Origin of the sequence: Gordonia liuliyuniae (assembly GCF_021738805.1) — a bacterium.
Classification (GTDB): Bacteria; Actinomycetota; Actinomycetes; order Mycobacteriales; family Mycobacteriaceae; genus Gordonia; species Gordonia liuliyuniae.
Window position 1 is genome coordinate 383,477 of the sequence record NZ_JAKKOR010000001.1, and the last position, 12,677, is coordinate 396,153.

The 12,677-nt window shown below is 64.2% G+C and carries 11 protein-coding genes; 5 read left to right on the forward strand and 6 right to left on the reverse strand.

Going from position 1 to position 12,677, the window contains the following annotated elements; translation table 11 throughout:
* Positions 1 to 57: 57 nt before the first annotated feature.
* On the forward strand, positions 58 to 1,236 hold the full coding sequence (locus L5G33_RS01750; protein WP_236996639.1) for a CaiB/BaiF CoA transferase family protein: 1,179 nt from the start codon (positions 58 to 60) through the stop codon (positions 1,234 to 1,236).
* A 58-nt stretch (positions 1,237 to 1,294) separates the two neighbouring features.
* Entirely contained in the window at positions 1,295 to 2,362 is a 1,068-nt protein-coding gene (locus tag L5G33_RS01755; RefSeq protein WP_236996411.1) for a lipocalin-like domain-containing protein, read from the forward strand.
* 320 nt (positions 2,363 to 2,682) lie between these two features.
* Here the strand turns inward: L5G33_RS01755 and L5G33_RS01760 are convergent, their stop codons facing one another.
* Complete coding sequence (locus L5G33_RS01760; protein WP_236996412.1) at positions 2,683 to 3,804, reverse strand: alkene reductase; 1,122 nt, start codon at positions 3,802 to 3,804, stop codon at positions 2,683 to 2,685.
* Between the two features lie 518 nt (positions 3,805 to 4,322).
* Between L5G33_RS01760 and L5G33_RS01765 the strand changes: the two genes are divergently transcribed.
* Entirely contained in the window at positions 4,323 to 5,600 is a 1,278-nt protein-coding gene (locus L5G33_RS01765) for a lipase family protein (RefSeq protein ID WP_236996413.1), read from the forward strand.
* 13 nt (positions 5,601 to 5,613) lie between these two features.
* Here the strand turns inward: L5G33_RS01765 and L5G33_RS01770 are convergent, their stop codons facing one another.
* Positions 5,614 to 6,390, reverse strand: coding sequence for a crotonase/enoyl-CoA hydratase family protein (locus L5G33_RS01770; RefSeq protein WP_236996414.1), 777 nt, complete (start codon positions 6,388 to 6,390; stop codon positions 5,614 to 5,616).
* Between the two features lie 72 nt (positions 6,391 to 6,462).
* Positions 6,463 to 8,301, reverse strand: a complete 1,839-nt coding sequence (gene asnB, locus L5G33_RS01775; RefSeq protein ID WP_236996415.1) for an asparagine synthase (glutamine-hydrolyzing) — start codon at positions 8,299 to 8,301, stop codon at positions 6,463 to 6,465.
* Between the two features lie 260 nt (positions 8,302 to 8,561).
* On the opposite strand from asnB, the gene L5G33_RS01780 reads away from it, so the two are divergent.
* The gene (locus L5G33_RS01780) at positions 8,562 to 8,834 is read left to right on the forward strand and encodes a DoxX-related protein (RefSeq protein WP_236996416.1); all 273 of its coding nucleotides are present in this window, start codon (positions 8,562 to 8,564) and stop codon (positions 8,832 to 8,834) included.
* A 250-nt stretch (positions 8,835 to 9,084) separates the two neighbouring features.
* On the opposite strand, the gene L5G33_RS01785 is transcribed toward L5G33_RS01780, so the two are convergent.
* The 3 genes from L5G33_RS01785 to L5G33_RS01795 all read right to left on the reverse strand — a co-directional run bounded on the left by L5G33_RS01785 (position 9,085) and on the right by L5G33_RS01795 (position 11,119).
* Positions 9,085 to 9,534: a hypothetical protein gene (locus L5G33_RS01785; protein ID WP_236996417.1), complete on the reverse strand. Its 450-nt coding sequence runs from the start codon at positions 9,532 to 9,534 to the stop codon at positions 9,085 to 9,087.
* A complete protein-coding gene (locus L5G33_RS01790; protein WP_236996418.1) occupies positions 9,531 to 9,872 on the reverse strand; it encodes a hypothetical protein in 342 nt (113 codons plus the stop codon). Before L5G33_RS01790 ends, L5G33_RS01785 begins: the two co-directional genes overlap by 4 nt.
* A gap of 389 nt (positions 9,873 to 10,261) precedes the next feature.
* Positions 10,262 to 11,119 (reverse strand): LLM class flavin-dependent oxidoreductase, encoded by an 858-nt coding sequence (locus tag L5G33_RS01795; protein WP_236996419.1) that lies wholly within the window; start codon positions 11,117 to 11,119, stop codon positions 10,262 to 10,264.
* A gap of 227 nt (positions 11,120 to 11,346) precedes the next feature.
* Here L5G33_RS01795 and nhaA point away from each other — a divergent pair, with 227 nt between their 5' ends.
* A complete protein-coding gene (gene nhaA, locus L5G33_RS01800) occupies positions 11,347 to 12,615 on the forward strand; it encodes a Na+/H+ antiporter NhaA (protein WP_236996420.1) in 1,269 nt (422 codons plus the stop codon).
* Positions 12,616 to 12,677 lie beyond the last annotated feature (62 nt).

Sequence of the window (12,677 nt, forward strand, 5' to 3'; positions counted from 1 at the left end):
CACTTAGGGCCTTCTGAACACCCAGGGCCTTCTGAGAACACCGGAGCGCTCGCTGACCTGCGGGTCTTGGAGTTGGGCACCCTGATCGCAGGCCCGTTCGCAGGTAGGCTGCTCGGCGACCTCGGAGCCGACGTCATCAAGATCGAGGCGCCGGGTAGAGCCGATCCGTTACGCACCTGGGGTCAGGCCGAACAGGACGGGGAGCGGGCCTTCTGGACCGTGCAGGCCCGCAACAAGCGGGCCATCAGCCTGGACCTGCGTTCCGCCGAGGGACGCGAGATCTTCCTCGATCTCGTCGAACGCAGCGACATCATCGTCGAGAACTTCCGGCCGGGCACGCTGGAGAAGTGGCAGCTCGGCTACGACGTGCTGGCCGAACGGAATCCGGGCGTCATCGTGGCTCGGGTCTCCGGCTACGGGCAGACCGGCCCGGCCGCGTTCAAAGCCGGCTACGCGTCGGTGGCCGAAGGAGTGAGCGGACTCCGCTACATCAACGGCTTCCCTGGCGGACCCGCGCCGCGGATGTCGCTGTCCATCGGTGACTCGCTCGCCGGAATGTTCGCGGTGCAGGGCGTGCTCGCCGCCCTGCACACCCGCCACCTCACCGGGCGCGGCCAGGTGGTCGACGTCGCGCTCACCGAGGCCTGCCTGGCGATGCTCGAATCGACGATCCCGGATTACGATCTCGGCGGTATCGTCCGTGAACCGTCCGGCACCAGGCTCACCGGCATCGCGCCGTCCAACCTGTACCTGACCAGGGATGAACGGTGGGTCATCATCGCCGCCAACCAGGACACCGTCTTTCGGCGACTGTGCACGGTGATCGGCCGCGACGACCTGATCGACGACGAACGCACCCGAGACCACGTGGCCCGCGGCAAGCACGAGGATCTGCTCGACGAGATCATCGGCGCGTGGGTCGCCGAGCGTGACGGCGCGACGGTCATCGAACTGATGGCGGACGCAGGTGTGGTCGCCGGGCCGGTCAACACGGTCGCCGACGTCGTCGCCGACGAACAGTTCCAGGCGCGCGACATGCTCGTGCCACATCCGGACGAGCGGCTCGGCCGCGCCGTCCTCGGGCCCGGGGTGGTGCCGAAGCTCTCGGCCACACCCGGCTCCATCCGGTCGTCTGGGCCCGCACGCGTCGGCCAACACAACACCGAGGTGTACACCGACCTGCTCGGGATCGACGAGCACCGGCTCGCCGAGCTCGCCGCCGCCGGAGTGATCTGAGTCGGGGCCGGACGGCGCCGACGGTAGAACGAAGCGAAGAACATAGAAACGAGATCTCATGAAGACCATCGACGCCGTCGAGGCATGGAACGGCCCCGGCCGTGGCGACGGGACCATCACCACCGTCCGACCCGAACACAACGCCCTGCACGCCCGTACAGAGCGGACAGCATTCGAGCACTGGTACTTCGACGCGCACTTGGACAACGGCTACACGGTCGTCGGCTTCCTGGTGAAGCGCCGTCCGGAAGATCCGCCGATGTCGCGACCCTGGGTCGAGATCATCGTCTACAAGCCGGACGGCAGCAGGCTGCAGATCGCGCAGCGGTACCCCGAACGCGCAACGCACTTCTCCACCGAGGAAGTGGACGTGCGGATCGGACCGAATTCGGCTCGCGTCGAGTTCGACGAGAACGGCATGCCGACCTACTTCGTGACTTTCGACGAGGACGGCGTCCGGCTCGACCTGGAGTTCCGCAACGAGATCCTGCCGTGGATGCCTGGGCGCGGCGAGACACAGTTCGGTGACGGCGGCATCTTCGGATGGTGCGTCGGCGCACCCCGCGCCGCGGTGCGCGGCACCGTCGTGATCGGCGACGACAGTTGGGAGGTGACCGGCCGCGGATACGCCGACCATAATTGGGGTGTCGGCAACATGCCTCGTGTCATCGAACGCTGGCATTGGGGCAGGCTCTACACCGACGAGTACTCGCTGCTATACGCCGTCGTCGCCTGCAACGAGAAGTACAACAACCTGCAGATCATGCCGGTGATGCTCGCCAAGGGTGACGAAGTCCTCCTGTCGACCGGCGAAGTCGAGTTCACCGTCGGGCCGTCGGTCTACGACGACGTCGCGCGGCAGGACTACCCGGAGACGTTCACGTTGGCCGCTCCCGGCAGGTTCCGACTCGAGATGCGCGTCCAGCAGGTGTTGCAGTCGCATTCGCTGATCGAGGAGATCCCGGTCATCGGCGCCAAGATGATGCGTCCGATCGCCGACCGGCTGGTCGGCAAACCCGGCTACTTCCGATTCCAGTCGGACTTCACCCTCGACGTGACGCAGGCCGACGGCTCCGTCGAGTCCGTCGCGGGCAGCACCCTGCACGAACTCGTCGCATTGAGTTGATCAACGCAGATACGTGTCGGGGGGGGGGGGCCACCCCCCCCCCCCCCCCCAAAAAACCCCCCGCCCGGCCCCCGGACCCCCCCCCCCCCCCCCCCCCCCCCCCCCCCCCCCCCCCCCCCCCCCCCCCCCCCCCCCCCCCCCCCCAAGTGCGGCGTGCGCAACCACGTGCGAATGCAGAATGGGAAATTTCGCTGTGCATCGTCGGCGGCGAAATGATGTGCGGTATATGACTTGCCCAGACGGGGGATAGTACCTCAAATTCATCAACAAAATCTAAATATCGCAGATTTGATTGAGGTGTGTTACTGCTCCATTTCGGCCTACGCGTCGGCCGGTGCAACGAGGGCTTGATTATAGTTGGGGTAATCTATGTATCCCTCGAGGCCGCCACCGTAGAAAGTGTCTCTGTCCGGGACTGCGAGTGCCCAATCGTTGCGGAAACGTTCGGGAAGGTCCGGGTTCGATATAAACGGCTGACCGAATGCTGCCAGGTCGATCAGCCCTTCGGCGACGTAGTTCTCGGCCAGCTGTTGATCGAGTCCGCCAGCTAGGATGATCGTACCTGGGTAAGCTGTGCGGAACCTTGCAAGGAAATCCTTGCTCACGATTCGATTGCCATCAGGGAACTGGTCGTTGATGTGCACGTATGCGAGGTTTCGCGTCGCGAGTTCCTGTCCGAGGTAGAGGTAGGTCTCTTCGGCCTCGTCGTACGGCTGCATGTTGAATGTCTGACTGAAGGGGGACAATCTGATACCGACCCGAGTGGAGTCGCCGAGTGCGTCGATGAGTTGATCGACGGTCTCGAGCGCGAACCGACTCCGATTCTCGATCGAGCCGCCGTAATGATCGGTGCGCACATTGCTGTTCGGGTTGAAGAACTGCTCAAAAAGATAGCCATTCGCCCCGTGTATTTCCACGCCGTCGAACCCTGCTGTGTCTGCGTTCTTACCGGCGTCTGCGAAATCGGCTGTCACGCCCGCGATCTCGTCAACTGTCAGCGCCCGCGGCGGGGTCACGGGCAGGAAGCCGAGGGTCCCGTTGTCATCGAACGCAAAGGTCATGGCGCCGTCCGCAGGAATTTCGCTGGCGCTCACTGGCTGCTGCCGGTTGGGTTGCAGAGAGGTGTGCGAGAGTCGACCGACATGCCACAGCTGCGCGAAGATGCGACCTGACTGCTCGTGAACTCGGTCGGTGACGCCACGCCAGCCGGCGACTTGCTCGTCGGACCATATGCCCGGAACGAAAGCGTAGCCCTGGCCATTGGGTGATACAGGGGTGCCTTCGGTGACTATCAATCCCGCCCCCGCGCGTTGTCCGTAATACGTTGCATTGTGGGGTCCGGCAACGCAATCTGCGTTTCGTGCTCGTGTCATTGGTGCCATCACGACACGATTCTTCAGCGAGATGGCACCCAATGTGTGCCTGTCCAACAAGTGGCTCATCAGATGACAATTCCTATCTGTCGATTCTTGAACACGTTCACCTGACTGGAGTAGGTCGATTTGTAGACGGTGTCCGTTGTGTGGGGTGTGGGGTGTGGCCAGCGTAAGTGGATGGGTGGTCCATCAGTAGAATTCCGGAACTCAAACCAGCGTAGCCACTGGCTACGCGAGCGTCAATGGCCTCTGTGTTGGTTCGTCAGAATGAACGGAGGCGGGTCAGTTTAGTCCAGCGCGCCATGGGAGAAGTCCGCCCTTCACGGGGCTATATCGCCGGCTACCGCTGGTCCGGCGTGATCGACGGCTTACCTCGAGACGGACGCGCCTACACCGAGTACTCCGACCGGCGTTCTTGACCGATTTATGGACAGACGTCGAGATTCGCTGGATATCCGGTCCGTCCTCCGTTCAGCGATGCTCGAGCAACGCGGCGCGTGCCCTACACTCGACGAGCGCCCGCGCGCGACGATGCCGCGTTCGTTACTGGGCGGCTCAACGCGTATCTGACTGGGGGAGTTCACATGTCGAAGCGTCAGAGACCGTTGATCCCGGCGGACGATCCGTTCTACGCGTTGCCGACGGATTTCGAGCACGACGTGCCGGGCGCGATCATCAAGACGCGACCCGTCGAGATCGGGTTCCTCGGCGTCGTTCCCCAAGCGGTCGACGCGACGCAGATGCTGTATCACTCGACGGCGATGAACGGTGAGCCGACAATCGCCGTCACCACCGTCGTCCGCGGCAAAGGCCGCGCAGTGTCGGCGCATGTGCTGTCGTACCAGTGCGCGATCGACGCGATCGACAGCACTCAGTTCCCGTCGTACGAGTTCCAGCGCGGCAGCCGCTTCGTCGTTTCGGTGCCCCGCCTGGAGTATCTTCTCGTCGCCGCTGCCGTACGCCGCGGATGGACGGTATCGATTCCCGACCATGAAGGGTTGCAAGGGAATTGGGGAGTCGCCCGGGAGCCCGGCTACCACATTCTCGACGGTGTCCGAGCGATTCTGAACGATGAAGCCGCCACCGATTCCGCAATTCCTGTCGGACTGTGGGGATACTCCGGCGGCGGTCTCGCCTCGTCGTGGGCGGCCGAGATGGCGGCCGAATACGCTCCAGAGCTCAACGTGATCGGCGCCGTCTTGGGGTCACCGGTGGGCGATCCGGGCGAGACGTTGCGTCGGCTCAACGGAACGGTCTTCGCCGGCCTTCCGGTGCTGGTGATCGCCGCACTCACCCGCAACTACCCCGAAGTGCGTTCGTTGATCGACGTGCACGGGACCGACCGTGGCAAGCAGGAACTCGAACGAGCGGCCGGCATGTCGACGATGCAGGCGATCGGGGCGTTCGCGCGTCACGAGATCTCCGAGTTCACCGATCTGACGATGCCGCAGATCCTCGCCGACCCCAGACTGCAGACGGTTCTCGACGACATCCGACTCGGCGGGCGGGCTCCCGCCATGCCGGTCCTAGTGACCCAGTCCGTGAACGATCCGGTGATCAGCGTCGACGACGTGACCGCCCAGGTGGACCGTTACCGCGAGAAGGGCGCCGACGTCACCTTTCTCCGTGACCGGCTCAGCGAGCACATCCTGCTGCACCCGTTGGCCGCGCCGCACTCGATCGCCTGGCTCGACGACCGGTGCGAGGCCGGGCTCCCGGGGACGGCCCAGCCCGGGGAGACGACGACCGTCTGGTCGATCGCGCTGTCCCGCGTATGGCTCGCCAACGTCGTCGAACTGCTGCTCGTCGTCGTACTCGTCGTGTGCGGCCGCGATCTGCGCAGGTCCAAGCGCCCGCAGTGACGCTGCCAGTGCGCTACTCGCCGAACGATCCGTGTCGCCCGGCGCCGTCGGCGAAGCGGGTTGCCCCGGCGACGGTGTCTGCCTGCAACGACGTCAGCCCGTGCCGGTACTCGTTGACGAGGGCCTCGGCCTCGGAGAGGCCGTCCTGTTCCAGCAGCGACAGTCGGTCCCGCCGCATACATTCTTGCGGGAACTGCGCTATCTCGGTCGCCAGATCGATCGCGGCGTCGAGTGCGGTACCGTCAGGGACGACCCGGTTCACCAAGCCGATGTCGAGTGCTTCGGCCGCGGTCACCGGCCGACCGGTGAGGACGAGGTCCATCGCGCGGCTGGCGCCGACGAGGCGGGGCAGCCGCACGGTCCCACCGTCGATCAGTGGCACGCCCCACCGTCGGCAGAAGACACCCATCACCGTGCTCTCCTCGGCGACCCGCAGATCGGCCCAGAGGGCGAGTTCGAGGCCACCTGCCACGGCATGTCCCGAGAGGGCCGCGACGACGGGCTTGTTTAACCGCAGCCGGGTCGGCCCCATCGGGCCGTCGCCGTCCTCAGCGACCCGATTCCCGGATCCGTCGGCGATCGCCTTCAGATCCGCGCCGGCACAGAAGGTGCCGTTCTCGCCATAGAGCACGGCAACTGACGCGTCGGGGTCGGCGTCGAACGTACGGAACGCGGCGGCGAGGGCCTCCGCGGTCGGGCGGTCCACGGCGTTGCGGACCTCGGGTCGGTCGATGCCGACGATGGTCACGGGTCCACGTGGGGTGACTGTCACGTTCGGGTGAAGTGCCATGGACCGATCGTAGAACTCGGGGCAGTGCAGGCCATCCCGTTCACCTCGATCGCCGCAGGCGCATCAGGGCTATCACGCCACGTCGACCGTCGGCTTGTAGATGTCGAACCAGTGGTAGAGGTCGAGCACTCGATCCATCTGGTTGCGCAGCTCCCCGGAGACGGTGGCCGCGTCGGCCCGGCACATGGCGCGCACAGCGTCGCGTTCGACGATGCCGAACAGGTCGCTGTCGTCCCCGGCGATCTCGGACAACTGCTTCTGCAGTGCTTCGGTGTATCCCAGGTCCTGCGTCGACGGGTAGGGGCTCTTCGTGCGGTCGATCACCGACTGGGGGAGGACGTGTCGAGTGGCGGCGCGCAGCAGACTCTTCTCGCGGCCGTCGAACGTCTTGAACGCCCACGGCGTGTTGTACACGTATTCGACGAGTCGGTGGTCGCAGAACGGGACGCGCACCTCAAGGCCCACGGCCATCGACGTGCGGTCCTTGCGATCGAGGAGCATGCGCACGAATCGGGTCAGATGAAGATGGCAGATGACCCGCATGCGCCGCTCGACGTCTGATTCGTCTGCGACGGCGGGGATTCCGGCGAGCGCCGTCGAATATTCGTCGGCGATGTATCGGTCGAGATCCAGCACCTCGCGGACATGCGGGGTCAGCATGGCGCTGCGGGAGTCCATCTGGGTGCCAGAGAAGGCCAGCCACGGGAAGGTCTCGGCGTTGCGCGACGTCTCGTCGAAGAACCAGCGGTAGCCGCCGAACACCTCGTCGGCGGACTCGCCCGACAGGGCGACCGTCGACTGCTCCCGGATCGCCTTGAACAGCAGGAGAAGCGAGTTGTCCATGTCGCCGAGTCCGGCCGGGATGTCGCGTGCGGCGACGACGGCGCGACGGACATCGGGGTCGGTTAGCTCGGCGGCGTCCAGGACGACATCGCGGTGCAGCGAATCGACGCGACCGGCGACGTCGCGGATGAACGGCGAGTCCGGAGTATCGCGCATGCCGTCGGGGGTGAAGTTCGCCTCCTGGTCGGTGAAGTCGACCGAATAGCTGTGCACGCGTTCGCCTTCGGCGTGCAGCTTCGCTGCGGCGAGGCCGGTGAGCGCACTCGAGTCCAGACCGCCCGACAGCAGGACGCAGCGGGGGACGTCGGCGATCAGCTGACGCTCGACGATGTCGGTCATGAGCTCCCGGACGTGATCGACCGTGGTGTCCAGATCATCGTCGTGTGCGTGCGTCGGAAGCTGCCAGTAGGTGCGGGTGGAGCAGCCGCGGCGGTCGACGGTGACGATCGTCCCCGGCTCCACCTCGCGGATGCGCTTCCACAGCGACCAGCCGGGCTTCTTGGTCATCGCGAACAACTCGCGGAGACCGTCGGCGTCGACGTCGCCGGGTACCAGCGGGTTGGCGAGCAGAGCTTTGGGTTCGGAGCCGAACACGACGCCGTCGTCGGTCTCCGAGTAGTAGAACGGCTTGATGCCGAGGCGATCTCGGACCATGACGAGCTGGTCGGTCCGAGCGTCCCACACTGCGAACGCGTACATGCCGTTCAAGCGTTCGGCGACGGCAGGTCCCCACTGGAGGTAACCGTGCAGGACGACCTCGGTGTCGCTCTCGGTCGTGAATCGGTGGCCGAGCCCCGAGAGTTCGGCGCGAAGCTCGCGGAAATTGTAGGTCTCACCGCTGTAGACGATGGCGAGTTCCCCTGCCGGAGTGGACAGCGTCATCGGCTGTCGGCCCAGTGGCAGGTCGATGATGGCGAGACGGCGATGACCCAACCCGACGTGGTCGGCGATGTAGGTCCCCGCATCGTCCGGGCCCCGGTATCGCATCGTGTCGGTCATGGCCTCGACGATCTCGCGTTGTCGTGAGATGTCCCGGTCGAAGCCGACCCAGCCGACGATTCCACACATGTACAGACCCCCTGATCTCGCTTTGTCGAGCACGTTGTCGTGCCACTAATTAATTCGAATGCCTAACTAAATGCGACTTCCGGTCTATCACGGATGGCCGCGTCCGGCGACGGGGTGCTTCGGGATCGAGAGATATCCGAACAATTCCGGAATCGGCAGCGGCGCACGCCGATTCGCGTTGAAACCTGATGTCGGTCCGAAGTTCGGGTAGACATGACACAACCGCCGTCGCCGACGGCGACATCGAAAGAGAGAACGTCATGTCTGAGTCGAACAGCCTCGTCACCCTGGCCGGGGTTGGCCTTGCCGCCACTGGTGTCGCGCACTTCGTCGTGCCTGATGCGTTCCGGGGAATCACCGAGGCGGCGTTCCCGGACGACGCCGCGACCGCCCTCAAGATCAACGGCGGACTCGAGACCGCGATCGGCACTGCCATCGCACTTCCGCAGACGCGCAAGATCGGGTTCGTCGGACTCGGCCTCTACGGTGCCTACCTCGCCGTCAACATCGTGAAGGCACGCTCAGCAAACTGAGCTTGAGGCCACGAAGTCGTCCCCCACGCAAGAGTCTGGAAGCAATGCACTCGAAGCGCTGATCGCCGACATAGCCGACTACCCCTTGACCGTAAGCCCGCGATGGTTCCCGCGACCCGCGCAGGCCCGACAATGCGCGATTGCCCTCCGACAGGGTAAGCGTCAGCCGTCAGCGCCTCAGCGGAGTCGTGGCCCATCTTGTCGCCGGCGAAAGGCAGGTCGACGGCGCCCGGGGATTCGCAGATGCAGATCAGCTAACGCTCCAACCTGCTCTAACGATGGGCGTCCCATCCTCTCTCAATTGGCGGGTGTATATCGCAATCTCAGGGTCGCGGGCGACCATCAGGTCGTAGGCGCTCTGAGAAACAATTAGATCACCGTCCTTCTCCGCAAAATCGTCCTCCATGAACACGCCGTCTGCTACGAGTCGACGTAATTCGGGAAGGGATATTTCTATCTCGGGATCGGCGTGGCTCGAAACTAACGAAACCGCGGCCTCAAAATGGCAACCAGAGAATCCGTGCTCAACGACTAATTCTGCAAGTGGTTCAGTGAGGGCGTATATTCCGTACCTCCCGATTACCTCCCGGTGGGGCGTGTAGTCGAGGTAGAATTCAGTTGTCGAACCGTCGATGACCCCCGGGTCGCCTGAACATTCGACATGAGCACTTGCGACGTAATCTAGTCTGTAGAACGTCACTGTCCCGGTTGGTCCAGCATCGTCGAGCCCTCCAACACAAAACTATCCCACTCTGAAAGTAGCCGGAACATCCTCTCGGAAGCGACCAGTCGTTTCCGCCTGTCTAGGGCGAGGTCGTCGACCATTTCTACTCCCGTTGGGGTAATAAGTTCAACCTCGGGCCGCTTGATTGCATTATCGGCAGGTACTAGATCGGAGATGCCGATAGATGCTTCTCCGAAACTAAATCCGGTAAACCCGCTCTGGCGAAGTTCTTCCGCAAACTCCCGTGTGACGGCATAAGCCCCAAACCTTCCGATCAGGGCGCCTGGCATATTCTCGTCGATATCAAACATCACGATGGGCTCTCCTCCGGCGTCAACCCTGGGAACGTCCGTGACGTCCGCGGCCGCAAAATTGAATAGGCGGTAATAGCTCAAGGGGCTCAGACTCTTCGGATGATGGCCTGTCAGATTCCCCGCATAAGTCGATTCAGGACGAATCCGTCGGGTCCGAGTTCGCTTGCAGTCCCTGATATCGCCGGGTCACGATCGACCAGGACCTGATAGACGTCCTCGGACACTACTAGATTGTGGTCTTCACTCAATGAGATGTCGTCTTCCATGAACCTTCCGGTAACTACAAGCAGGACAACATCAGGAATGTCTACGCCTGAACACGGCCCCCGCCGGGCCGTATCGCAAATGAACGATTTGCACCCGCTATACAATGTACGTCGGGTCCGCAGTTACCGGACCGGACGACCGCTCAAGCGTGACGCCACGTCCTCCAGCACGGCGACGTCGCCGCGATAGGGATCGCTGGCGCGCGGCCAGTGGACGATCACGTCGCTGAAGCCGGTCGCGTCAGCGCGTCCGACGAGGTCGTCGAACGCGCCGACCGAGGCGAGTGGGGAGACGGGCGCGAAGTCGAGCGACAGATACGTGTCGAGGCTTCGCCCCGCGGCGGTCTCGAGGAGCAGGTCGCGATTGGCGGCGACGCTGGCGAACCACGCATCGAGCGAGTCTGCGGGCGAGCCGGTCGTCACCCAGCCGTCGCCGTTGCGGGCGGCGAACCGGACCGAACGAGGCCCGTTGCCCGCGAGGATGAGCGGTACCCGCGAACGGACCTCGTCGCCAACCAGACGCATCTCGTGCGTGGCGAAGAAGTCACCGTCGACGGTGACGTGGTCGTCGCGCAGAGTGCGGTCGAGGACGCCGACGAACTCCTGGAAGCGGTCGACGCGTCGTCGCACAGACAACTCCGGCTGCCCCAGGAGCCCCGAGTCCGGCGATCCGCCGACACCCAGCCCGACGAGCAGCCGGTGCTCGGAGATGTCCGCGACGGTCTGGACCTCACGCGCGAACGCCGCCGGATGACGGAAGTTCGGCGACGCCACATACGTGCCGAGGCCGATGCGGGACGTGACACCGGCCGCCGCAGTCAATGTCGGCATACAAGAGAACCACCGGGAATCGGGGAGTCCGCCCCACACCAGGTGGTCGTATGTCCACGCGTGGTGAAATCCCATTTCCTCGGCGCGTCGCCACAACGGGCGGGCCGTACGCCACGGCATATCGGGGAGGATGCAGATCCCGTATCGCATGGTGGCCAGAGTAGTCAGACTCCGCGGAGTCCGCGGTACACCGCCACGCCGACGAACGCGCCGAAGCGTACGGCGTCCACGTACTGTGCGTCAGGTAGGAAGAGGGCCGCTGCAGTAAACAACCGGCTACTGGCTGGATGGCGCTTCTCGCGGCCCGTAGGCTGAGACCTGGTGTGCCGGGAAGTCTGGTCGGCGTCTGTGCCGTCGTACCCGATTCGAGGAGCCTGATGCCCCACACCGACAGCCACGTGGTCGGCCGCGTCTTCCAGCGTGGTCCCATTGCCGAGACGCGACGAGTTATTGAGCTACTTCGCCGCGAGACGATCGGCGGGTTCTTGCTCGTCGCCGCTGCGATCGTCGCCATCGTCATGGCGAACACCCCGCTCGCTGACACCTACGAGAGCCTTCGCGACACCAAGATCGGTTATGCGCCTTGGCATCTCGATTTGACGGTCGGGCAGTGGGCGTCGGACGGTCTGCTCGCAATCTTCTTCTTCCTCGTCGGACTGGAGTTGAAGCGAGAGATCGTCGCCGGGCAACTGCGGTCGATACGCACCGCGATCGTTCCGGTGTTCGCCGCTGTCGGCGGCGTGGTTGTTCCCGCCTCCATCTATCTGGCGGTCAACTGGGGTCGTGACGGTGTCGATGGCTGGGCGATTCCGACCGCCACCGACATCGCGTTCGCGGTCGCTGTGCTCGCCGTCGTGGGACGCGGGCTGCCCGCTGCGCTTCGACTGTTCTTGCTGACGCTCGCTGTGGTCGATGACCTGATCGCTATCGCGATCATTGCAGTTGTTTACACCGAACAGGTGAAGCCGATCCCGTTGTTGGTCGCCATCGTGCCGATTGTAATGTTCGCAGTGCTTGCGCACCGCTGGGCGGACTGGTTCTCGGAACGGCGCTGGGCGGCGTGGGTGGTGTTGCTCCCTCTCGGGGTGGTTGCCTGGGCGCTCGTGCACGCCTCCGGAATCCACGCCACGATCGCCGGAGTTGCGCTCGGTTTCATGGTCCCTGTTCGACGAGGCGGGGCCGGTCTCGCTGAGGAGTTCGAGCATCGGTTCCGCCCGATCTCAGCGGGGTTCGCGGTGCCTGCGTTCGCATTCTTGTCCGCGGGTGTGACGGTCGGCGGTCTCACAGGTTTGGGGAACATGTTCACAGACCCGATCGCGATCGGCGTCTTGCTCGGACTCGTCGTCGGTAAGCCCGTCGGCATCTTGGTCGCGACGTGGCTGACGGTTCGCTACACGACCAGCGAACTTGACCCATCAGTGAGGTGGGGTGATCTCGCTTGCGTCGGAACCCTCGCCGGTATCGGGTTCACCGTGTCGCTGCTGGTCGCTGAACTGAGTATTGGTGACGACATCACAGCCCTGGAACACGGTAAAACCGCGATCCTGATCGCATCGACCGCGTCCGCGATCCTAGCCGGCACAGTCCTGACAGCTCGGAATCGAAGGGCGTCGGGGTCGGGCACATCCGTACAGTCCGGGCCGTAGTTGATCAAAGACGGTGTGCGCGTCGCAGTCTCCCAGTCCACTCGCAGCGGAGGCCCGTTGCG